The organism is Mesorhizobium sp. WSM4898 (assembly GCF_029625845.1).
In the GTDB taxonomy this organism is placed as follows: Bacteria; Pseudomonadota; Alphaproteobacteria; order Rhizobiales; family Rhizobiaceae; genus Mesorhizobium.
Window position 1 is genome coordinate 126585 of record NZ_JARTVQ010000003.1, and the last position, 20859, is coordinate 147443.

The following is a 20859-nucleotide window of genomic DNA, read 5'->3' on the forward strand; positions in this document are numbered from 1 at the left end:
AACCGCGCCAGCTTGGCACAGTCGGGCAAACAGGAGTTTCTTCATGGCGAGCCGCACCAATCCGACGAAACCCAAGCCCTGGACCGAAGTGGCGACGCAACTGGTCGACGTCGCGATGGGGCGCCGGGCTGCCGATCTCGTGATCCGCAACGGACGCTGGGTGAATGTCCATTCGGGCGAGATCATTCCGGGCACCGACATCGCCGTCGCGGCCGGACGTTTCGCCTATTGCGGGCCGAATGCCGGCCACACGATCGGGCAGGGGACCAAGGTGGTCGATGCGGGCGGCCGCTATCTGGTGCCCGGCCTCTGCGATGCGCACATGCACGTCGAAAGCGGCATGGTCACGGTGACGGAATTCTGCCGCGCGGTGATCCCGCACGGCACCACCTCGATGTTCATCGATCCGCACGAGATCGCCAACGTTCTGGGCCTGCCGGGCGTTCGGCTGATGCATGACGAGGCGGTCGCGATGCCGATCAACGTCCATGTGCAAATGCCGTCCTGCGTGCCTTCGGCGCCCGGCCTGGAGCATGCCGGCGCGGAGCTTACGGTCGCAGACGTCGCCGAGGCGATGACCTGGGAGAATATCATCGGCCTTGGCGAAGTGATGAATTTCCCGGGAGTCGCCGCCAACGATCCGGTGATGTCGGGCGAGATCGCCGAGACGGTGAAGGCCGGCAAAACCGTCGGTGGCCACTATGCCTCGCGCGATCTCGGGTTGCCGTTCCACGGCTATGTCGCCGGCGGCGCCGAAGATGACCACGAGGGCACGCGCGCCGAGGATGCGATCGCCCGCGTGCGCCAGGGCATGAAGGCGATGCTTAGGCTGGGGTCCGCCTGGTACGACGTCGCTGCGCAGATCAAGGCGATCACCGAAGGCGGCATCGACCCGCGCAACTTCATCCTGTGCACCGACGACAGCCATTCCGGCACGCTGGTGCACGAAGGCCATATGGATCGTGTGGTGCGGCACGCCATCAGCCAGGGCCTGAAGCCGGTGACGGCGATCCAGATGGCGACGCTCAACACCGCCCAGCATTTCAGGCTGGAACGCGAGGTCGGTTCGATCGCGCCGGGGCGGCTGGCGGATCTTTTGATCGTCTCCAATCTTGCCCAAATGACGATAGACGAGGTGTATGGCCGCGGCGTCAGGCTGGCGAAAGCCGGCAAGCTCGAGATCGACATCCCGGCCTATGATTATCCCGGGACGGCGAAAAACACGGTCAAGCTCGGCAAAAGGCTCAAGGCGTCTGACTTTGACATCGCCGCGCCACAGGGTGCCAACGAGGTGCGGGCGCGGGTGATCGGCGTGATCGAGAACCAGGCGCCGACCAGAGCGCTCGAGGCCGACCTGCCCGTCGAGGACGGGCTGGTCGCCATGGATCGCCGCAACGACATTTGCCAGATCGCCCTGGTCGAACGCCACAGGGGCACGGGCGGCGTCACCAACGCCTTCGTGTCGGGCTTCGGCTATGTGGAAGACTGCGCGATGGCCTCGAGCGTGGCGCATGATGCGCACCACATCATCGCCGTCGGAACCAACAAGGAGGACATGGCTTTAGCCGTCAACCGGCTGAGCGAGGTCGGCGGCGGCGTCGTGCTTTACTCCAAGGGCAAGGAACTGGCGCTGGTGGAAATGCCGATCGCTGGGCTGATGTCGGACGAGCGCGCCGAGATCGTCGCGGCCAAAGCCGAGCAGTTGACGGAAGCGATGCGCAAGGTCGGCTGTTCGCTCAACAACGCCTACATGCAGCATTCGCTGCTGGCGCTGGTCGTTATCCCGGAGCTCAGGATTTCCGATGTCGGACTTGTCGATGTGACGTCGTTCCAGAAGGTCAATCTGTTCGTCTAGCATGTGCCGATGTTCGGGTGAGGTCAGCCTGACCGAACCTCGACACGCCCTAACCGGTGCTCAGCCGCCGGTGGCGATCGTCAGCACCCTGAACGGCGTGGTGATGACCACCTCGGCGACCGAGCCGACCGCCTTGCCGAGACCCTGACCGATATTGTTGAGCTGCGTTGGATCCGGCTCGTCGGAGGCAAGACCGGCAGGCGTGCGCAGCCGATTGCCGAGCAACTGTACCAGGATCGGATTGTCGGCGAATTTGGCATGGTTCAACCGGTCTCCGCCCTTGGTTCGGGTCAGATCGACAACCGTCACGCCGTAGTTGGCGAGATCAGCCGCGTTGTCGTAATCGCCAACGCGCGGCTTTTCGCCGGAAATGAAGCTGGACAGCTTCAGCGCCCGGTCGTCGCCCGAGAGCAGGATGGCGAAAGGCTTGTCGGGCTTGCCGTAGCGGATCATCTGCTTCTTGAAGACATCGACGTCGATGTCAGGCGAGGCGAGGATGACGTAGCCGAGCTTGCCGTTGAGATCGCGGTCGCCGGTGATGGCGAGCTGGCGCAAAGCTTCCATCGTCAGCCAGGTCCCCATCGAATGGGCAATGATGTCAATGCTTTTGGCGCGTGACTTGGCAAGCATCCTCAGTGTCGCTTCCAGGTCGTCGCGCGCGGCGGTGGAGCTGTCCTTGTCATAAATGTAGCCGGTTGTCTTGCCGCTCGACGCCCACGAGAACAGCACCGGTGTGCCCGGATAATTCGTGTCGTGCGCGATCTGCGTCAGGCGGTAAACGCCATCGTCGAAGCCGTTGTTGAAGCCGTGCACGAAGACCAGGGCGCGGTCGCCGCGTATGGCAATATCGGTGCCGACCGCCTTGGCGAATTGCGAAGCGTTCCCATAGTGGACGACATCGGTTGCGGTGAACTGCCTGGCCGGAATGCTGTCGGCCGAACCCTTGGCGCGCTCGATCGCGCCAACCTGGTGGGTCTTTGGAACCGTGACATCGACGCGCGCGTAGCTGGTGGTCAGCGAACGGTCGCCGTCGAAAACCTGCCGCGGGTCCTTGGTCGCCTGCTGCCGGGTCGTGGCGACGAAGATCTCGTGCTTGGCCGCAATTTCGGATGCAGGCGCGGTAACGGCCTTCCGATTGAGCAGGTCATGCGCGTTCTGCCCGGCGCAGCCCGTCAGGGCGAGCGTGAAGGCAAGGCCAAGGACGATCTTCCAACGCACGATCACCCGGGATCCCCCAAGGGCGGCAAACCTCTCGGGCTCCTTCGATAAAGCCAGCGAGCGGTCTGGTCCAGTTCAAAGTCCGTGCAGGGCGGCAACCGCGTGAACACGGTTATTGAGTGGCGAGCTGGCTGATCCGGTCGGTGACGTCGCGGTCGCTGGCAAAGCCGTCGTCCTCGCGCAGCCGCTGGCCGATCATCTTCACCAGCATCGGGTTGTCGGCGAATTTGGTGTGGTTGAAGCTGTCGTTGCCCTTCACCTTGGAGAGGTCGACCACCGTGACGCCGTAGGAGGCGAGGTCGGCCGCGTCCCTGTAGTCGCCGACGCGCGGCCGTGCACCGGCAATCAGGCCGGAGAGCCTGAGAGCGCGGTCATCGTCCGACAGGAGCAGGATGAACGGCTTGTCGGGCTTGCCGTAGCGGCGCATCTGGCTCTTGAAGACATCGACGTCGATGTCGGGCGAGGCCAGGAGAACATCGCCGAGCTTGCCGCCGAGGTCGCGGTCACCGGTGATGGCGAGCTGTCGCAGTGTTTCCATCGTCACCCACGTCCCCATCGAATGGGCGACGATGTCGATGCGGCGCGCACCGGTCTGCGCCAGCATTCTCAGCGTCACTTCCAACTGGTCGCGGGCGGCGGCGGCACTTTCCTTGTCATAGACATAGTCGGTGGTCTTGGCGCCCGAAGCCCATGAAAAAAGCACCGGCGTGCCGGGATAGCCGGAATCATGGACGATCTGGGTCAGACGGTAGACGGCATCGTCGAAGCCGGTGTTGTAGCCGTGGACGAAGACCATGACGCGGCCGCCGCGGGCGTCGATGTCGGCATTGAGCGCGCTGGAGAATTTCGGCTGCGTGTCGTAGCCGACGACCTCGGAAGCCATGAAATATTTGGTCGGATCGTTCGACGTCCCGCGCGAGCGACGCTCGATCTGACCGGTCTCATGAACCGGCGGGACGGTGACGTTGACGCGGGCGTAATTGAGCGTCGCCGAGCGCTCGCCGTCGAAAACCTTGTTCGGGTCGTCTGAGCGCTTGCGGGTGGTGGCGATGAAGATCGAATGGTTGCCGGCGATCTCGGTCGCCGTCGTCGGCACCACGACGCTGCCCAGGATTTCCTGTGACGGTCGTCCCGCGCAGCCTACAACCAGCAAGGCCAGGGCAATGATGCAAATCGTCTTCAAATGCACGTCGAAACTTCCATTCCGGCCGCAATTGGCCATCTGCCTCCGCGAAATCTCCCGGACAGGGGAAGTGCGGCGGAAGTAAGTCGTGTCCAGCGGAAATTTGATCGGCGGGTGCCAACGGCCTTGGCACTGTTGCGCGAAAACCAAAGTGGCGGCAGCAGGCCGGCGAGCGGCTGCATCGGTGGCCGCGAAAACCAAACTATGCAATAGGCTTGGGCTGCGAACCACATGGTCTCGGAGCCGGTTGCCTCATGAACAGTTTTTCTTCCCGCGTCGCAGGCGCCGCGGAGGCGATCCGCGGGATCTTTCCGGAAACGCCGCTGCAGGAGAACGACTACCTGTCGAAAAAGACCGGCGCCCGCATCCTCCTGAAGCGCGAGGACCTGACGCCGGTCCGCTCCTACAAGATCAGGGGCGCCTTCAACTTCTTCCGCAAGGCGCTCGCCGCCGGCAACAATGCCGAGCTGTTCGTCTGCGCCTCGGCGGGCAACCACGCGCAGGGCTTTGCCTTCGTCTGCCGCCATTTCGGCAAAAAGGGCGTGGTGTTCATGCCCGTGACGACGCCGCAGCAGAAGATCGACAAGACGCGCCTTTTCGGCGGCGATTTCGTCGAGATCAGGCTGGTCGGCGACTTCTTCGACGATTGCTATCGCGCCGCCTTCGAGTTCACAGAAGCCGCCGGCGCGCATATGGTGCCGCCCTTCGACCACAAGGACATCATCGAGGGGCAGGCGACCGTTGCCTATGAGATCGCAGCCCAGATGCCGGGCGGACGCATGCCCGACATCGTCATGCTGCCTGTGGGCGGAGGCGGCCTGGCTGCAGGCGTCACCCACTATTTCGCCGACCAGCAGCGTGAATTGCGCTTCGTATTCTGCGAGCCGGCGGGCGCGCCTAGCCTTAGCGAGAGTCTCGCCGGCGGCAAGCGGATCAGGCTCGCCAAGGTCGACAACTTCGTCGATGGGGCGGCGGTGGCTGAAATCGGCCGCGAGCCGCTGCGCCATCTCAAGGAATTCACCGCCGACGCGGTGCGCCTTGTCCCGGAAAACCGGCTTTGCGCGACGATGATCGAGATGCTCAATGTCGAGGGCGTGGTGCTGGAGCCAGCCGGCGCATTGGCGATCGACGCGCTCAAGGATTTTTCCCGCAAGGAGATGAGGGGCAAGACCATCGTCGCGATCGTCTCGGGGGGCAATTTCGATTTCGAGCGCCTGCCGGACGTCAAGGAACGAGCGCTGCGTTTCGAAGGGCTAAAGAAGTACTTCATCATCCGCTTCCCGCAGCGGCCGGGCGCATTGCGCGATTTCCTCGAAATGCTCGGCCCGGACGACGACATCACGCGCTTCGAGTATCTCAAGAAGTCGGCGCGCAATTTCGGCTCGGTGCTGATCGGCATCGAGACCAAGGACCGGCGCAATTTCGATCTGCTGAAGGCCAATTTCGACGCCGAGGGCGTGCAGTATCAGGACATCACCGACAACGAGACGCTCGCGGGGTTCATCATATGAGCGGGCCAAAAACGGGCGACAAAGGAACGGTGTTCGTAGCCCTGTTTTCCGGCATCAATGTCGGTGGCAACCGCATCGTCAAGATGGCGGAGCTGAGGTCGTTCTTCGAAGACCTCGGCTTCACCGATGTATCGACCTACGTGCAAAGCGGCAACGTCGTGTTTCGTGCCAACAACAGCGATGCTGCGGCGCTGACCAAAGCACTCGAAGCGGCCTTCGAGAAGAAATGGGGGTTCAATTCCCGCATCATGGTGCGCAATACCGGCTGGTTCGAGCGCCTGGTGAAGGACAATCCCTATCCGGAGGTTGCGGGCGAGCCTACCAAGCTGCATGCCTATGCGTTGGAGCGAGAGCCGACCGCGGAAGAGGCGAAGCGGCTGGCGGAAAAGTGTGCCGGCCCAGAGCGCTTCGAGATCAAAGGCGACGTGCTTTACCTGCATGCGCCGGAAGGGCTTGGCAAATCGGTGTTTGCCAATCTTATTGGGCGAACGCTCAAGGTGCCGGGCACGGCGCGCAACTGGCGCAGCGTGCTTGCGCTGCTCGAAATGGCCAGCAAGGCCGCCGGCTGACGCTCAATTCTTTCAGGCAGCCTTCTGCCAGTCGAAGGTCAGCTCCTCGCGGAAGGCGAAGCGCTTGATGTGGTCGGCGACCACGGTTTCCAGCCGCTCGAGCGAGGCGGCGTCGTCAGCGGCGACCGCGATGTGGAGAGCCTTGTCGTCTGCATCCATCACGGTGCGGCCGAGCGAGAGCTGGATGGCGCCGTGATGCGGGTCGAATTCGACCGGGAACTTGTGCGCCCAGTGCTTGCAGAGCTGCTGCAGATAGCGGCTGGCGTTTTCAGTGGCGACGTCGGCGCGGCTGGTCGGCATGAAATTCTCCCGGCGGATCAAGAAAAGCGCCAGCCTGATCTGGCTGGCGCCACAAGCGCTTAGATAGGCGCGATCCGGCAAAACGCCATAGACCGGCCGGTCAAATCCCCGGGAGGGGCAGGCGCCTACCAGCTTCCCGTATTCGACATCGAGGCCCATGGCTCCGCCTTTGCCTTGGCCGGGCCTTTCTGCAGCAGCTCGATGGAGATGCCGTCCGGCGAGCGGATGAAGGCCATGTTGCCGTCGCGCGGCGGCCGGTTGATGGTCACGCCATTGTCCATCAGCTTCTGGCAGGTGGCGTAGATGTCGTCGACCTCATAGGCGAGGTGGCCGAAGTTGCGGCCGCCTTTGTACTCCTCCGGATCCCAATTGTAGGTCAGCTCGACCAGCGGCGCCTTCTCTGCAATGCCGCTTTGCTCGTCATCGGGCGCGGCGAGGAAGATCAGCGTGTAGCGTCCCTGCTCGTTCTCGTAGCGACGCACTTCCTTGAGGCCGAGCTTGTTGCAGTAGAAATCGAGCGATTGATCGATGTCGGCGACGCGGACCATTGTGTGAAGATAGCGCATATCGGATTCCTCGCGGCGTTACGTTTGCGGCGCACCATAGGAGCCGCTCCGCCAAAGGGCAATCGTCCGACAAATCCGATGGAGGGATCGATTTCAGCCGCCCCTTTGCGCTTCAGGCCGCGCCGGTAAACAACAATTGAGGCTTTCCGGTGCTCAACGGTGAAAAAAGGCACGTCAGGTCTTGCACACCCCGGAAGCCGCAGTGTTAATCTGATGGCAAGAATCACTAGCGGTTGCAGTTGGAAAAGGGGGCGTTCTTATGGGGGAAAAAGCCTCTTTCACGAGGCGGGACGGAAGCCTTGACGACGCCTTGACGCGAGACAGTGGCGGCGACTCCGCCGGGCTTGTCGAAATCGCCGGCGCTATCAAATGGTTCGACGTGGCCAAGGGCTACGGCTTCATTCTTCCGGACGACGGCGTCTCGGGTGATATTCTCCTCCATGTGACATGTCTTCGAAGAGATGGCTTTCAGACCGCGCTGGAAGGCGCGCGCGTCGTCTGTCTCGTCAAGCAGGGCGAGCGTGGCCTGCAGGCGTTCCGGGTTCTTTCCATGGACGCCTCGACAGCGGTGCATCCGGCCGAGCAGGAGCAGCGCACGCATGTCACCGTGACTGCCGAGAGCGGGCTCGAGCGGGCGCTGGTGAAGTGGTTCAACCGCACCAAAGGCTTCGGCTTCCTGACCCGGGGCGAGGGCACCGAGGACATCTTCGTCCATATGGAGACGCTGCGCCGCTACGGCATTACCGAGCTGAGGCCCGGCCAGGTCGTTCTGGTCCGTTTCGGACGCGGCGACAAAGGCCTTATGGCCGCCGAAATACACCCCGATATGGGCACCTTGCCGGTCTCGCATTAAAGCGCGGCCCGACGCACTTTATTTTTTGCTTGATGCAGGGTCGCCCAAAACCGCTTGGCAGTTTTGGGCGACATGCATCGGGCTCTGTCGATACGATCGGGATGCCCTGCCCGGTGCAAGGCCGTTCCTGTCCAAAAACCAGTTCCACTCGCTCGGATCATGGTCTAGGACAGGGCCTGGACGAGGTATCACATGGCTCATCGCAACTGGCTGACCGCAGGCACGCTTTGCGCCGCCATCGCTCTGGCCGCCATTTTCAGCGCCTTGAGACCGAGTTCGGCGGACGGTCAGGCGATGATGCTGCCTGCCGATCCGACGCCGCTCGTCGCGATCACCGGCTCCGGCAAGCATTCCTTCTCAATCGAGATAGCCGACAGCTCGGAAGAACGCGAGGCCGGGCTGATGTACCGCAAGGACATGGCCGACGATCACGGCATGCTGTTCGTGTTCGAGCGGCCCGCTGAGGTGAATTTCTGGATGAAGAATACACCGATGCCGCTCGACCTGGTCTTTATCGGCCAGGACGGCAGGATCAAGGCCGTCAAGCGTGGCGAACCGGAATCGGAGGCGATCATCTCGCCCGGACAGCCGGTAAGCTTCGTGCTTGAGCTGAAGGCGGGAACGGCCGCCAAGGACGGTCTGAAGGACGGCGATCTCCTGCGTCACCCAGCGATCGATAAGACCTCGGGCGCCGGCTCCAACTGACCGCGGCTGCACCAGATGCAATATTTTTCCCATGACGGCTTCGAACTCGCTTACCTCGACCGCCGACCGGCGTCCGGTCAGGGCGATCCGGTGCTGATGATCCACGGCTTCGCCTCCAGCCACTACGTCAATTGGGTCTCGCCGGGCTGGTTCAAGACGCTGAACGACGCGGGGTACCGCGCCATCGCCGTCGACAATCGCGGCCACGGTGCGTCGACGAAGAGCTACCAGGAGGCGGACTACACGCCGGCCAAGATGGCCTCGGACGCGGCCGCGCTGCTCGATCACCTCGGCATCGAGCACGCCCATGTCATGGGCTATTCGATGGGCGCGCGGGTATCCGCCTTCATGGCGTTGTCCAATCCGGACAAGGTGGCGACGCTGGTGTTCGGCGGCCTCGGCATCGGTCTTGTCGACGGCGTCGGCGACTGGGATCCAATCGCCGATGCGCTTCTGGCCGAGGATCCTGGTACGATCAGCCATGCGCGCGGCGGCTCGTTTCGCGCCTTCGCCGACCAGACGCGCAGCGACCGCCGGGCGCTGGCCGTCTGCATAGTCGGCTCACGCGCGTCAATGAGCGAGGACGATGTCGCGCGGATCGCCCAGCCGACCCTGATTGCCGTCGGGACCAAGGACGACATCGCCGGCTCGCCCGACGAGCTTGCCGCGCTGATGCCCCACGCAGAGGCTTTTCGCATCGAGGCCCGCGACCACATGCTCGCCGTCGGCGACAAGAGCTTCAAGCAGCGCGTGCTGGAGTTCTACGCCGAAAATCCGCTCTGACCCATACCGTCCGCTGCGGGCGACGACGCGTCTAAAGCAGGTTGCGCGAAACGCGACCTGCTTTTGACCTTTGCGATGTCCTTTTCCCGAAACTGGAAGCACTTCGGGGAGAATGCTTTAGACTAGCCGCGCGTTCTCCTGTCGGCGATGGATTTCGCCATGACGCAAAGCAGCTCGAACATCATGGTCGCGCCGGCAAGCGCCGTCATGCCGCCAATATCAAAAGGAGGCGCGACCTCGACGACGTCGGCTCCGGCGAAATTCAATCCGTCGAGCAATCGAACCAACTCCTGCACCTCGCGGGTGGTGAAGCCGCCGAGCTCCGGCGTGCCGGTGCCAGGGGCCATCGACGGATCGATGCAATCGATGTCGAAGGTCACGTAAGTGAGGCTGTCGCCGACAAGATCGCGTGCTTCCTGCATGACGGAAGCGGTGCCGCGTTTGACGAACTCTTCCATATATACGATGCGCACGCCCTGAGCGGTCGCCCAGTCGTGTTCGCCCGGCTCATAGATCGAGCCTCGAATTCCGATCTGAATAACCCGCTTCGGGTCGAGCAGCCCTTCCTCGATCGCGCGGCGAAAGGGCGTCCCGTGTGTATAGGGATTGTCGCCGAAGTAGCGGTCGTTCGTGTCGGAATGCGCGTCGAAGTGAATCATGCCGACGGGTTCCTTGCGGGCGATGGCGCGCAGCACCGGCAAGGTCGTCAGATGATCGCCGCCGGCGGCCAAAGGAAGAGCGCCGTCAGCAACGATGGCGGCAATGCCGTCCTCGATGCGCTTCAATCCGTCGAGCAAGTTGATCGGATTGACCGAGAGGTCTCCCACATCGGCGACATTGGCAATGCTGAACGGCTCGGTTCCCGACACGTGGTGGACGCGGCGCATCAGGCTCGACTGGTTCCTGATTTCGCGTGGACCGTGGCGGGCGCCGGCCCGATTGGTCGTGCCGCCATCCCAAGGAATCCCGACAAGGGCAATATCGAGCCCCTTCGCGTTCGGCACCGCCGGCAGCCGCATGAAGGTGGAAAGCCCGGCAAATCGCGGCACCTGGGCGGCGTCGACGGGTTGGAAGAAGTTGTTTTCCATGGTTTCGGTCATCCCAGAGGCGTTCACGTTCGGCGTGGCGATCAGGTCTGTTGAGACTGGTCTTGCAGGACCTGCAGCGATCGGACCAGATTTTCCCTGGCCCGAGCCTCGAACCGATCGCGAAACGATTGTGTGTTGAAAATATGCGGACGGGCCAGGAAGCTCGTCAGGACAGCCGTGCGGCCGGCGCGCCAGATCGGTTCCTCGACCCAGCCATATTCGCGCCGGACCGCCTTCTCGTAGGCGTCGAAGCGGTTCGGGTCGGCACCGAGGATCGCGAGGTCCATGTCGAGGAAAAGGGCGGCATCACTCGCGGCACCCTCATCTTCGAGCGGCGGCAACTGGTGCGTGGCGGTGGCGCTGATCATGGCCAGAATCCGGGCAAGCCGGGCCGGGTCGGTGCGGCCGGAGAGCTTCCTTGCTGCGAGCACCGCGCTCTTTGCCTCGTTGTCCTTGGCGCGGCTGTCATAGACCGCGTCATGGAACCAGATCGCCGCTACGACTGCTTCTGGATCGTCAAGAAGGTGCCGGTGTTCGGCTGCCAACGCCAGCATTGCTTCGATGTGAGGCAAGCCGTGGTAGTGGCGATCCGCGCTCTGATAGAGCGCGGCAAGCTCGCTTTTCAGCGCATCGTCGATCAAGGGTTCGTTTTCCATCGCCGCTTGAATCTCGGTGAACCAAGTCCATTTGACAAAGCACTAAGGAAAATTGAGTTCAACCGTGTTATGATCTGGCCTATATGTGCCGCCGGATGAATGAGCAGGCCGGAGACCGTCGATGAACAGCGTTACGATAGCCCGCCCCAGCATGGTGCAGCCGGTCGACCCGATCTGGCGCGCGATCAGGGATGAGGCGATGGAAGCGGTAAACCGCGATCCGTTGCTGGCTGCTTTCCTCTATTCCACCATCCTCAACCAGGAGAGCCTGGAAGAAGCGGTCATTCACCGCCTGGCAGAGCGCCTGGCGCATCAGGATATCGGCTCCGACCTCATCCGGCAGACCTTCAAGGCCATGCTTGCCGACGATCCGGAGTGGAGCACGACGGTCCGCGTCGACATCCAAGCCTATTACGATCGCGACCCGGCCTGCGACCGCTTCATCATGCCGGTGCTTTATTTCAAGGGTTTTCATGCCATCCAGACGCACCGTTTGGCGCACTGGCTGTGGAACCAGGGCCGCAGAGACTTCGCGCTCTACCTGCAGAGCCGCTCGTCCTCGGTGTTCCAGACCGATATCAACCCGGCCGCCCGCATCGGCAAGGGCATTTTCCTCGATCACGCCACCGGCCTGGTGGTCGGCCAGACCGCCGTCATCGAGGACGACGTCTCGATCCTGCACGGCGTGACGCTGGGCGGCACCGGCAAGGCCAGCGGCGACCGCCATCCGAAGATCCGCCGCGGCGTGCTGATCGGCGCCGGCGCCAAGATCCTCGGCAACATAGAGATCGGCCATTGCTCGAAGATCGCGGCCGGTTCGGTGGTGCTGTCGCCCGTGCCGCACAACAAGACGGTCGCCGGCGTGCCGGCGCGTGTCGTCGGAGAGACCGGCTGCGACCAGCCCTCGCGACAGATGGACCAGCTCCTGCCCTCGCAGACGATGGACCACGTCGTCAGCTTCGACATCTGATTCTGCGGTCATCGCCAGCGGCCGGAGTCCGGTCGCCACTCCAGGCGTCGGTTGTTATGCTGCCGGCTTGCCTTTACATCGCCATCGTCGGCGTGTCAGAAGCGCGTTCCAACGAACAGCCGCATTCGGAGAAGACCTTTGAAGCCAGACGAAATCAGAAAGCTGGACGCCTACTTCAAGCGCGTCTTCCAGAATCCCAAGCTGCAGGTGAAGGCGCGCCCGCGCAAGGAAGACTCTGCCGAGGTCTATGTCGGCGACGAATTCCTCGGCATCGTCTTCAAGGACGAGGACGACGGCGACTATAATTTCTCGATGGCGATCCTCGACGTCGACCTGGCCTAAGCCGGCTTTCCGGCCGGGCTCGCCATGCCGCCCCGGTCGGAAACACCCCTGCGTGATTTTCCGGCTAGTCCACGCAGTGCCGCGGGATATGCACCCGCCGCCAGTCGGTCGAGCCTTCCCGCACCACCACCCGCCGCGCTACCCTCCGGTATGAGGGCGCGATTTCCGTGATGCGCCGCTCTCCTGGCCGCACCAGCACCTCGCGGGCGACGCCTTCGTATTCGGCCGGAAGGACGACGCGCCGGACGCGCTCCGGCTCGACGATGACCGTTTTGGCAACCCGCGCGTAGCGCGCCTCACGCCACACCTTGCACAGCACCTTGCGGCCGTGGATGACCCGCCATTCCCAGGCATAGCCGCCGTCATCCACCTTGACCGTGTGATAGACGGTGCGCGTCACGGCCGGCACGACTTCATAGCTGATGCGAGGCGTGGCGATCTGTTCGATGCTCTCGGTCGTGCCGTAGATCGGCGGGTCATAGTGGACGAGCTGGCCGCCGGGGCTCACCATCACGTCTTCATAGACCGTGTCGTAGATCGCCGGCCGATGCACCGGCTCGTAGCATTCGAGCGTGCGGCCGCCGGCCGCGGCCTGCGACACGGCCGCAAGCATTGCGAGGCTGGTCGAGGCGAGCGATGCGGCACCCTTGCGAAGGGAGCTCTTGCAAAAGGAACTCGTGCAAAAGGAACTCTGGCTAAACATAACGTTCACCCGTTGAAAAAAGGACGCCGGTTCAACGCGGGAGCGTATCGGAAGGTCCGCCATGGACGGGGATTTCACGGCTTGTCGTTAAGCAGCGCGGTTAAGAAACTGCTACCGTGGCGGCCGGGTAGCGCCCTCGCATTTTGGGCAAAGGGCCATCTCCGGCGCAACCTGCAGCATTTCCTTGGGCCGAGCCGCTTGCTTCGACTTAACCAGATGGCTAGGAGGGGCGGCCTTGCGCTAGGGTGAGCCGGCATCCTATTTAGGATTCAACGATCCAGAACCGATTCCGTCCGATTGCTCAGGTCTACGGTGCCGGAATCCATCCAACAAGGGTAGTCCATGAAGAACCCCGTCGAAACCTACATGAACCTCGTTCCGATGGTGGTCGAGCAGACCAATCGCGGCGAGCGTGCCTACGACATCTTCTCCCGCCTGTTGAAGGAACGCATCATCTTCATCACCGGCCCGGTCGAGGACGGGATGGCGACGCTGGTTTGTGCACAGCTTTTGTTCCTCGAGGCGGAGAACCCCAAGAAGGAAATCAACCTGTACATCAACTCGCCGGGCGGTGTGGTGACATCGGGCATGGCGATCTACGACACCATGCAGTTCATCAAGCCGGCGGTATCGACGCTCTGCATCGGCCAGGCAGCCTCGATGGGCTCGTTGCTGCTTTGCGCCGGCCACAAGGATATGCGTTTTGCCACGCCGAACGCCCGTGTCATGGTCCATCAGCCGTCCGGTGGCTTCCAGGGCCAGGCGTCGGACATCGAACGTCATGCGCAGGACATCATCAAGCTGAAGCGCCGCTTGAACGAGGTCTATGTCAAGCACACCGGCAAGAGCTATGACGAGATCGAGCGGACGCTCGACCGCGACCATTTCATGACCGCCGACGAAGCCAAGGAGTTTGGTCTGATCGACAAGGTCATTACGACGCGCGAACTTGGCGAAACCCCCGCCGCATAGGCTCTGATTGGGGGCTGAATGGCGGGATAACGCGCTTTTGGCGCGGCTTGCGGCATTTCGGCCACAATTGCCTGTTCCCTCAAGGTTCGGGATTGCCTACGTTAAGGCTATGTTGATTTTCGACGGCTTAGCTTTGCATGGGGTTGCTGCGAATCATTGTCGCGTTTTCTGATTGTGTTTCGGACGGAATGCGCTGTGTGAGCCGGGACACTGGCGCCGGCGGATTCCTGCGATAGATTGATGAGACGCCAATGCGGCCAGACCATCGGCTGGCAGGCGGTGAAAGGACAGAAAAATGAGCAAAGTTAGCAACAACGGCGGCGATTCAAAGAACACGCTCTATTGCTCGTTTTGCGGCAAAAGCCAGCACGAAGTGCGCAAGCTGATCGCCGGTCCGACCGTCTTCATCTGCGACGAGTGCGTCGAACTCTGCATGGACATCATCCGCGAGGAGAACAAGACCTCGATGGTGAAGTCGCGCGAGGGCGTGCCGACCCCGCAAGAGATCCTCAAGGTTCTCGACGACTATGTCATCGGCCAGCCCTACGCCAAGCGGGTGCTGTCGGTGGCGGTCCACAACCACTACAAGCGCCTCGCGCATGCCGGCAAGAACAACGACGTCGAATTGGCAAAGTCGAACATCCTGCTGATCGGGCCGACCGGCTGCGGCAAGACGCTGCTCGCCCAGACGCTCGCCCGCATCATCGACGTGCCTTTCACCATGGCCGACGCCACGACGCTGACCGAAGCCGGTTACGTCGGCGAGGACGTCGAGAACATCATCCTGAAGCTCTTGCAGTCGGCCGACTACAATGTCGAACGTGCGCAGCGCGGCATCGTCTATATCGATGAGATCGACAAGATCTCGCGCAAGTCGGACAACCCGTCGATCACCCGCGACGTCTCGGGCGAGGGCGTGCAGCAGGCGCTGTTGAAGATCATGGAAGGCACGGTGGCCTCCGTGCCGCCGCAGGGCGGCCGCAAGCACCCGCAGCAGGAATTCCTGCAGGTCGACACCGCCAACATCCTGTTCATCTGCGGCGGCGCCTTTGCCGGACTGGACAAGATCATCTCGGATCGCGGCCGCAAGACCTCGATCGGCTTCGGCGCAACCGTGGCGTCGCCCGAGGATCGCCGCACGGGCGACCTGTTCCGCCAGGTCGAGCCGGAGGATCTTTTGAAATTCGGCCTGATCCCGGAATTCGTCGGCCGTCTGCCGGTTCTGGCGACGCTCGAGGACCTCGACGAGCCGGCGCTGATCCAGATCCTGACGGAGCCGAAAAACGCGCTGGTCAAGCAGTATCAGCGGCTGTTCGAGATGGAGAATGTGGATCTCACCTTCCACGAGAACGCGCTGTCGGCGATCGCCAAGCGCGCCATCGAGCGCAAGACCGGCGCGCGCGGCCTGCGTTCCATCATGGAAGCGATCCTGCTCGATACGATGTTCGAGCTCCCGGCGCTGGAAGGCGTGCGCGAGGTGGTGATCTCGGAAGAGGTGGTCTCGGGTAACGCCCGGCCGCTTTACATCTATTCCGAGCAGAAGGAAAAGAAGGGCAATGTCAGCGCCTGAAATGGCACTGATCCGGCAAATTTTCATGGAACGGCGCCCGTGTGGCGCCGTTTTGCTGTGAGGGGCTTACCTGTAGGTGATGGAGTGGCTGATCAAAGCATGCTAACCCTTGATCTTTGCACCGCCCGCATCCACCTAACAGCGGAAGGCCGAGGGCCTGAATTCTGCGCTGTAAAATTCCCGTCACAAACGGTGGTAGGCGGAACGACGCTCGGTCGTTAATATAAGATTCGCGGTTGGCTCAATTAGCGGCCGCGACATGAAAGGTTGGACAATGGCCAAAATATCCAGGGCTTCCGGCGACGGCGTGTTTGCAGTCCTCCCACTGCGCGACATCGTCGTGTTCCCGCACATGATCGTCCCGCTCTTTGTCGGGCGTGAAAAGTCGATCAAGGCGCTGGAAGAAGTGATGGGTCAGGAAAAGCAGATCCTGCTTGCCACCCAGATGAACGCAGCCGACGATGATCCTGAACCCGATGCGATTTTCGACATCGGCACGCTCGCCAATGTGCTGCAGCTCCTGAAGCTTCCCGATGGCACTGTGAAGGTGCTGGTCGAGGGCGCCTCGCGCGCCAAGATCGTCTCGTTCAGCGAACGTGCCGACTTCCACGAGGCCCGCGCGACCGCGTTGGTCGAGCCGGAGGAGGAAGAGGTCGAAATCGAGGCGCTGGCCCGCTCGGTCGTCACCGACTTCGAAAACTACGTCAAGCTGAACAAGAAGATTTCGCCCGAAGTGGTAGGTGCCGCCAGTCAGATCGACGACTATTCCAAGCTCGCCGACACCGTTGCCTCGCACCTGGCCATCAAGATCCCCGAGAAGCAGGAGATGCTCGCCACGCTCTCCGTCAAGGAGCGTCTCGAGAAGGCGATGGGCTTCATGGAAGCCGAGATTTCCGTGCTGCAAGTGGAGAAGCGCATCCGCAGCAGAGTCAAGCGCCAGATGGAGAAGACGCAGCGCGAGTACTACCTCAACGAGCAGATGAAGGCGATCCAGAAGGAGCTCGGCGAGGGCGAGGACGGCCGCGACGAGGCTGCCGAGATCGAGGCGCGCATCAAGAAGACCAAGCTTTCCAAGGAAGCCCGCGAGAAGGCGGAAGCCGAGTTGAAGAAGCTGCGGTCGATGTCGCCGATGTCGGCTGAATCGACGGTCGTGCGCAACTATCTCGATTGGCTGCTGTCGATCCCGTGGGGCAAGAACTCCAAGGTCAAGCAGGATCTCGGCTACGCCCAGGACGTGCTCGACGCCGATCACTTCGGCCTCGACAAGGTCAAGGAGCGCATCGTCGAGTATCTCGCCGTGCAGAGCCGTCAGAAGAAGATCAAGGGTCCGATCCTGTGCCTCGTCGGCCCGCCCGGCGTCGGCAAAACCTCGCTCGGCAAGTCGATTGCCAAGGCCACGGGGCGTGAGTTCATCCGAATGGCGCTCGGCGGCGTGCGCGACGAGGCCGAGATCCGCGGTCACAGGCGGACCTATATCGGCTCTATGCCCGGCAAGGTCATCCAGTCGATGAAGAAGGCCAAGAAGTCCAACCCCCTCTTCCTGCTCGACGAAATCGACAAGATGGGCCAGGACTTCCGCGGCGATCCGTCGTCAGCCCTGCTCGAGGTGCTCGATCCGGAGCAGAACTCGACGTTCATGGACCATTACCTCGAAGTCGAATACGACCTGTCGAGCGTGATGTTCGTGACGACGGCGAACACGCTGAACATCCCTGCGCCCCTGATGGACCGCATGGAGATCATCCGCATCGCCGGCTACACCGAGGACGAGAAGATCGAGATCGCCAAGCGGCACCTGATGCCGAAGGTGATCCGCGATCACGCGCTGCAGCCGAACGAGTTCTCGGTCGGCGAGGACGCGATCCGCGGCATCATCCAGACCTACACCCGTGAAGCGGGCGTCAGAAGCCTCGAGCGCGAGCTGATGAAGCTCGGGCGCAAGGCGGTGACCGAGATCCTGAAGACGAAGAAGAAGACGGTGAAGATCACGGCCGATAACCTCGCCGATTATCTCGGCGTGCCGCGCTTCCGCTTCGGTCAGGTCGAGGCCGACGATCAGGTCGGCGTCGTCACGGGTCTTGCCTGGACGGAAGTCGGCGGCGAGCTGCTGACGGTCGAGGGCGTCATGATGCCCGGCAAGGGACGCATGACGGTGACCGGCAACCTGCGCGACGTGATGAAGGAATCGATCTCTGCAGCGGCCTCTTACGTCCGCTCGCGGGCCATCGATTTCGGCATCGAGCCGCCGCTGTTCGACAAGCGCGACATCCACGTCCACGTGCCGGAGGGCGCGACCCCCAAGGACGGCCCGTCGGCGGGTGTGGCGATGGTGACGGCGATCGTGTCCGTGCTCACGGGTATTCCGGTCCGCGCCGATGTGGCAATGACCGGCGAGGTGACGCTGCGGGGCAGGGTGCTGCCGATCGGCGGCCTGAAGGAGAAGCTGCTTGCCGCGCTGCGCGGCGGCATCAAGAAGGTGCTGATCCCGGAAGACAATGCCAAGGACCTGGCGGAGATCCCGGACAACGTGAAGAACAACATGGAGATCATTCCGGTGTCGCGGGTCGGCGAGGTGCTGAGGCACGCGCTGGTCAGGATGCCGGAGCCGATCGAATGGGTCGAGCCGGTCAATCCGCCGGCCGGCGCGGACGCCGGCGACGACGCCGGCAAGTCGCTTGCGCATTAGTTTCTTCTAAGGTTGCAATGCACAAAGAGAGAGCCGGGCTTTCAGCCCGGCTTTTTCATGTGAAAAATCTCCGAAAAAGTGGAAAAAAGCCCGGAATTCTGCGGTTTTCGGCTTGGGTTCCGGAACGCTTCTTTCTAAAGTCCGTTTCCTGCCGGATGAGTCGTAGTTCCGGTTTTCTCATGGAAGGGAATTTTTATGAACAAGAACGAACTGGTGTCCGCCGTCGCCGACTCCGCAAGCATTTCGAAGGCTGATGCGCAGTCCGCCGTCGATGCGGTGTTCTCTGTGATCACTGGCGAACTGAAGAAGGGCGGCGATGTCCGGCTTGTCGGCTTCGGAAATTTCACCGTGTCAAAACGTGCTGCTTCGACCGGCCGCAACCCGCAGACCGGCGCGGAAGTGAAGATTCCGGCGCGCACCGTGCCCAAGTTCTCGGCCGGCAAGGGCCTCAAGGACGCGGTCAACTAAGACCTTTTCTTTTTAAGATCAGATGAGCCGGGCTTGCCCGGCTCTTCCTTTGTGACCCGCGGCAGGGGCACATGTGTGGCATCAGCCGGTGGGCGCGTCGGCGCGCATCAGGCCTTCTTGCTTGAGATCCGCCCACAAGGCTGCCGGGATCTTGACGTCGAGCAGCGCACGGTTGCTTTCGACTTCGGCCGGCCGTTGGCCGCCGGGTATTACCGACATGACGGAAGGGTGCCGCAGCGGGAACTGCAACGCCGCCTCGATCAGCCGCACGCCATGGCGCTTGCAGACCGCCTCGATGCGTGCCACGCGATCGAGCACGTCTTTTGGCGCCTCTGTGTAGTTGTAGAAGGCGCCGGGCTTCGGCCCTGTCGCCAGGATGCCGGAATTGTAGGGCCCGCCAAGAACGATGCCGATGCCGCGCTTCTCGCAGAGCGGCAGGAAGCTCGCAAGCGCATCCTGCTCGAGCAGCGTGTAGCGGCCGGCGAGCAGAAAGAGGTCGAAATCGCCGCGCTCGGCGAGCGTCTGGCAAACCTGCCACTCGTTGATACCGCCTCCGAAGGCCTTGATCACGCCCTGGTCACGCAGCGCGAGCAGCGCGTAATAGCCCGAAGACATGAACTCCTCGATGCGCCGGTCGGAAGCCTCCTTGCTGCCATGGGTGAAGATGTCGACATCGTGCACATAAAGGATGTCGATGCGGTCGACGCCGAGACGCTCCAGCGAGGCTTCGAAGGAACGCATCACGCCGTCGTAACTGTAATCGTAGACTTCCCGGCGCGAGGGCGTCTCGAAGAACTTGCCGATGCCGGTTCGCTGGTCGGGCGCAGAGACGCGCATGAGGCGGCCGACCTTGCTCGACAGCACAAAGTCCTCGCGTTTCTTGCCGCGCAGGAAGGGGTTGAGCCGGGTTTCGGAAAGGCCAAGGCCATAGAGCGGAGCGGTGTCGAAATAGCGGCAGCCGGTTTTCCATGCCGCCTCCAGCGTGGCATTGGCATCCTCGTCCGAGACGGCGCGGTAGAGATTGCCGAGCGGCGCGGTGCCGAAACCAAGCTCGGTGAAGGTGATGCCGCCATTGCCAATGCGGTCGAAATGCCGTGTCTTCATATCCGCACGATGTCCTGGATTGATTTGTCTGACATGACACTATCACGCCGGTGGCACAGCAAAAGCGCCGAGGCTCGTTGGACACGAATTTTCGCGGTGATAGCATGAACGAAAACAAGCGTTTCGCGCCGAACGCGACCGCAAAGCCGCATGCCTATCAAGACATCGGCAGACAGGATTAGGCAGCCATGACGCAAGCCGGATCGGAGTTGTTTGCGACAGCGCTGGGCGAGCTCGGCGCCGTGTTGGGGCGCATCGATGACGGTCGGGTTGACGCCGCCTGCGAAATGCTCGCCGGCGCTGGCAAGATCGTCGTCTATGGCTGCGGCCGCGAAGCGCTGCAGGTCAAGGGCTTCGCAATGCGGCTCTTCCATCTCGGCCTGCCGGTTTCGGTGGTCGGCGATATGACCACGCCGCCACTCGGCCAGGGCGATGTATTCCTGGCGAGTTCCGGACCGGGCGAGACCGCCACCGTTCTCACCTTGATGCGCGTGGCCAGGGCGGCCGGCACCAAGGTGGTGTTGCTCACGGCCGAACCGGCGGGCAGCGCGGCAAAGCTTTCGGACTTCACGCTGCTCGTTCCGGCCCAGACCATGGCGAGCGACCAAGGCGCCGCCAGAAGCTCGGTGCTGCCGATGGGCTCGCTGTTCGAGGCAGCGCTTTTCCTGTTGTTCGAGGTGATGGTGCTGAAACTCGAGGCGCTCACCGGCGCAACGCCGGAGACGATGCGCGCCCGGCACACCAACATGGAGTAGGG

The 20859-nt window shown here is 62.5% G+C and carries 21 protein-coding genes; 13 read left to right on the forward strand and 8 right to left on the reverse strand.

The annotated features are described in order from the left end of the window. The first annotated feature begins 43 nt into the window (after window positions 1-43). Window positions 44-1855 carry an adenine deaminase gene (ade, locus tag P9228_RS15260; protein ID WP_278054180.1) on the forward strand — a complete coding sequence of 604 codons (1812 nt, stop codon included), beginning with the start codon at window positions 44-46 and terminating at the stop codon, window positions 1853-1855. Between the two features lie 60 nt (window positions 1856-1915). Here the strand turns inward: ade and P9228_RS15265 are convergent, their stop codons facing one another. Beyond that, a complete protein-coding gene (locus tag P9228_RS15265) occupies window positions 1916-3079 on the reverse strand; it encodes an alpha/beta hydrolase (protein WP_127241123.1) in 1164 nt (387 codons plus the stop codon). Between the two features lie 106 nt (window positions 3080-3185). Continuing rightward, entirely contained in the window at window positions 3186-4295 is a 1110-nt protein-coding gene (locus P9228_RS15270) for an alpha/beta hydrolase (RefSeq protein ID WP_164746833.1), read from the reverse strand. 215 nt (window positions 4296-4510) lie between these two features. Between P9228_RS15270 and ilvA the strand changes: the two genes are divergently transcribed. Both ilvA and P9228_RS15280 read left to right on the forward strand, forming a co-directional pair. Further along, window positions 4511-5767, forward strand: a complete 1257-nt coding sequence (gene ilvA, locus P9228_RS15275; RefSeq protein WP_067328212.1) for a threonine ammonia-lyase IlvA — start codon at window positions 4511-4513, stop codon at window positions 5765-5767. Next, entirely contained in the window at window positions 5764-6336 is a 573-nt protein-coding gene (locus P9228_RS15280) for a DUF1697 domain-containing protein (protein WP_278054184.1), read from the forward strand. The genes ilvA and P9228_RS15280 overlap by 4 nt, the downstream gene beginning before the upstream one ends. Before the next feature lie 12 nt (window positions 6337-6348). Here the strand turns inward: P9228_RS15280 and P9228_RS15285 are convergent, their stop codons facing one another. Beyond that, window positions 6349-6636, reverse strand: a complete 288-nt coding sequence (locus tag P9228_RS15285; RefSeq protein ID WP_067328442.1) for a DUF2218 domain-containing protein — start codon at window positions 6634-6636, stop codon at window positions 6349-6351. Window positions 6637-6761: 125 nt separating this feature from the next. Beyond that, complete coding sequence (gloA, locus tag P9228_RS15290) at window positions 6762-7202, reverse strand: lactoylglutathione lyase (RefSeq protein ID WP_066998873.1); 441 nt, start codon at window positions 7200-7202, stop codon at window positions 6762-6764. A gap of 259 nt (window positions 7203-7461) precedes the next feature. Here gloA and P9228_RS15295 point away from each other — a divergent pair, with 259 nt between their 5' ends. The 3 genes from P9228_RS15295 to P9228_RS15305 all read left to right on the forward strand — a co-directional run bounded on the left by P9228_RS15295 (window position 7462) and on the right by P9228_RS15305 (window position 9543). Further along, window positions 7462-8055 carry a cold-shock protein gene (locus P9228_RS15295; protein ID WP_066998870.1) on the forward strand — a complete coding sequence of 198 codons (594 nt, stop codon included), beginning with the start codon at window positions 7462-7464 and terminating at the stop codon, window positions 8053-8055. A 192-nt stretch (window positions 8056-8247) separates the two neighbouring features. After that, a complete protein-coding gene (locus P9228_RS15300; protein WP_127324109.1) occupies window positions 8248-8760 on the forward strand; it encodes a DUF192 domain-containing protein in 513 nt (170 codons plus the stop codon). A gap of 15 nt (window positions 8761-8775) precedes the next feature. Continuing rightward, window positions 8776-9543, forward strand: coding sequence for an alpha/beta hydrolase (locus P9228_RS15305; RefSeq protein ID WP_067328218.1), 768 nt, complete (start codon window positions 8776-8778; stop codon window positions 9541-9543). 122 nt (window positions 9544-9665) lie between these two features. On the opposite strand, the gene speB is transcribed toward P9228_RS15305, so the two are convergent. Beyond that, window positions 9666-10631, reverse strand: a complete 966-nt coding sequence (gene speB, locus P9228_RS15310; protein WP_127215142.1) for an agmatinase — start codon at window positions 10629-10631, stop codon at window positions 9666-9668. A gap of 41 nt (window positions 10632-10672) precedes the next feature. Beyond that, window positions 10673-11287, reverse strand: a complete 615-nt coding sequence (locus tag P9228_RS15315; protein ID WP_278054187.1) for a hypothetical protein — start codon at window positions 11285-11287, stop codon at window positions 10673-10675. Between the two features lie 121 nt (window positions 11288-11408). Here P9228_RS15315 and cysE point away from each other — a divergent pair, with 121 nt between their 5' ends. Together cysE and P9228_RS15325 are read left to right on the forward strand one after the other, a co-directional pair. Then, window positions 11409-12257: a serine O-acetyltransferase gene (gene cysE, locus P9228_RS15320; protein WP_067328223.1), complete on the forward strand. Its 849-nt coding sequence runs from the start codon at window positions 11409-11411 to the stop codon at window positions 12255-12257. Between the two features lie 138 nt (window positions 12258-12395). Continuing rightward, complete coding sequence (locus P9228_RS15325) at window positions 12396-12599, forward strand: DUF3126 family protein (RefSeq protein WP_040969488.1); 204 nt, start codon at window positions 12396-12398, stop codon at window positions 12597-12599. A gap of 64 nt (window positions 12600-12663) precedes the next feature. Here P9228_RS15325 and P9228_RS15330 read toward each other — a convergent pair whose 3' ends face one another. Continuing rightward, the gene (locus P9228_RS15330) at window positions 12664-13212 is read right to left on the reverse strand and encodes a hypothetical protein (protein ID WP_278054188.1); all 549 of its coding nucleotides are present in this window, start codon (window positions 13210-13212) and stop codon (window positions 12664-12666) included. Window positions 13213-13644: 432 nt separating this feature from the next. On the opposite strand from P9228_RS15330, the gene clpP reads away from it, so the two are divergent. The 4 genes from clpP to hupB all read left to right on the forward strand — a co-directional run bounded on the left by clpP (window position 13645) and on the right by hupB (window position 18998). Continuing rightward, on the forward strand, window positions 13645-14274 hold the full coding sequence (gene clpP / locus P9228_RS15335; RefSeq protein WP_066998854.1) for an ATP-dependent Clp endopeptidase proteolytic subunit ClpP: 630 nt from the start codon (window positions 13645-13647) through the stop codon (window positions 14272-14274). Between the two features lie 295 nt (window positions 14275-14569). Then, complete coding sequence (gene clpX, locus P9228_RS15340; protein WP_059185169.1) at window positions 14570-15844, forward strand: ATP-dependent Clp protease ATP-binding subunit ClpX; 1275 nt, start codon at window positions 14570-14572, stop codon at window positions 15842-15844. Window positions 15845-16118: 274 nt separating this feature from the next. After that, a complete protein-coding gene (gene lon, locus P9228_RS15345) occupies window positions 16119-18530 on the forward strand; it encodes an endopeptidase La (protein WP_278054189.1) in 2412 nt (803 codons plus the stop codon). A 195-nt stretch (window positions 18531-18725) separates the two neighbouring features. Further along, on the forward strand, window positions 18726-18998 hold the full coding sequence (gene hupB / locus P9228_RS15350; protein WP_027166452.1) for a DNA-binding protein HupB: 273 nt from the start codon (window positions 18726-18728) through the stop codon (window positions 18996-18998). Between the two features lie 81 nt (window positions 18999-19079). Here the strand turns inward: hupB and P9228_RS15355 are convergent, their stop codons facing one another. Beyond that, window positions 19080-20102 carry an aldo/keto reductase gene (locus P9228_RS15355; RefSeq protein WP_278054192.1) on the reverse strand — a complete coding sequence of 341 codons (1023 nt, stop codon included), beginning with the start codon at window positions 20100-20102 and terminating at the stop codon, window positions 19080-19082. A gap of 188 nt (window positions 20103-20290) precedes the next feature. Between P9228_RS15355 and P9228_RS15360 the strand changes: the two genes are divergently transcribed. After that, complete coding sequence (locus tag P9228_RS15360; protein WP_278054193.1) at window positions 20291-20857, forward strand: SIS domain-containing protein; 567 nt, start codon at window positions 20291-20293, stop codon at window positions 20855-20857. The last annotated feature ends 2 nt before the right edge of the window (window positions 20858-20859 follow it).

What these genes read in the sequence shown, in the direction of transcription:
- clpX (WP_059185169.1), top strand. Translation starts at nt 14,570, where the DNA reads ATGAGCAAAGTTAGCAACAACGGCGGCGATTCAAAGAACACGCTCTAT.
- ilvA (WP_067328212.1), top strand. Translation starts at nt 4,511, where the DNA reads ATGAACAGTTTTTCTTCCCGCGTCGCAGGCGCCGCGGAGGCGATCCGC.
- P9228_RS15305 (WP_067328218.1), top strand. Translation starts at nt 8,776, where the DNA reads ATGCAATATTTTTCCCATGACGGCTTCGAACTCGCTTACCTCGACCGC.
- P9228_RS15330 (WP_278054188.1), bottom strand. Translation starts at nt 13,212, where the DNA reads ATGCTTGCGGCCGTGTCGCAGGCCGCGGCCGGCGGCCGCACGCTCGAA.
- lon (WP_278054189.1), top strand. Translation starts at nt 16,119, where the DNA reads ATGGCCAAAATATCCAGGGCTTCCGGCGACGGCGTGTTTGCAGTCCTC.
- gloA (WP_066998873.1), bottom strand. Translation starts at nt 7,202, where the DNA reads ATGCGCTATCTTCACACAATGGTCCGCGTCGCCGACATCGATCAATCG.
- clpP (WP_066998854.1), top strand. Translation starts at nt 13,645, where the DNA reads ATGAAGAACCCCGTCGAAACCTACATGAACCTCGTTCCGATGGTGGTC.
- P9228_RS15280 (WP_278054184.1), top strand. Translation starts at nt 5,764, where the DNA reads ATGAGCGGGCCAAAAACGGGCGACAAAGGAACGGTGTTCGTAGCCCTG.
- P9228_RS15355 (WP_278054192.1), bottom strand. Translation starts at nt 20,102, where the DNA reads ATGAAGACACGGCATTTCGACCGCATTGGCAATGGCGGCATCACCTTC.
- P9228_RS15285 (WP_067328442.1), bottom strand. Translation starts at nt 6,636, where the DNA reads ATGCCGACCAGCCGCGCCGACGTCGCCACTGAAAACGCCAGCCGCTAT.
- P9228_RS15360 (WP_278054193.1), top strand. Translation starts at nt 20,291, where the DNA reads ATGACGCAAGCCGGATCGGAGTTGTTTGCGACAGCGCTGGGCGAGCTC.
- P9228_RS15300 (WP_127324109.1), top strand. Translation starts at nt 8,248, where the DNA reads ATGGCTCATCGCAACTGGCTGACCGCAGGCACGCTTTGCGCCGCCATC.
- P9228_RS15295 (WP_066998870.1), top strand. Translation starts at nt 7,462, where the DNA reads ATGGGGGAAAAAGCCTCTTTCACGAGGCGGGACGGAAGCCTTGACGAC.
- hupB (WP_027166452.1), top strand. Translation starts at nt 18,726, where the DNA reads ATGAACAAGAACGAACTGGTGTCCGCCGTCGCCGACTCCGCAAGCATT.
- ade (WP_278054180.1), top strand. Translation starts at nt 44, where the DNA reads ATGGCGAGCCGCACCAATCCGACGAAACCCAAGCCCTGGACCGAAGTG.
- speB (WP_127215142.1), bottom strand. Translation starts at nt 10,631, where the DNA reads ATGGAAAACAACTTCTTCCAACCCGTCGACGCCGCCCAGGTGCCGCGA.
- P9228_RS15270 (WP_164746833.1), bottom strand. Translation starts at nt 4,295, where the DNA reads ATGGCCAATTGCGGCCGGAATGGAAGTTTCGACGTGCATTTGAAGACG.
- cysE (WP_067328223.1), top strand. Translation starts at nt 11,409, where the DNA reads ATGAACAGCGTTACGATAGCCCGCCCCAGCATGGTGCAGCCGGTCGAC.
- P9228_RS15315 (WP_278054187.1), bottom strand. Translation starts at nt 11,287, where the DNA reads ATGGAAAACGAACCCTTGATCGACGATGCGCTGAAAAGCGAGCTTGCC.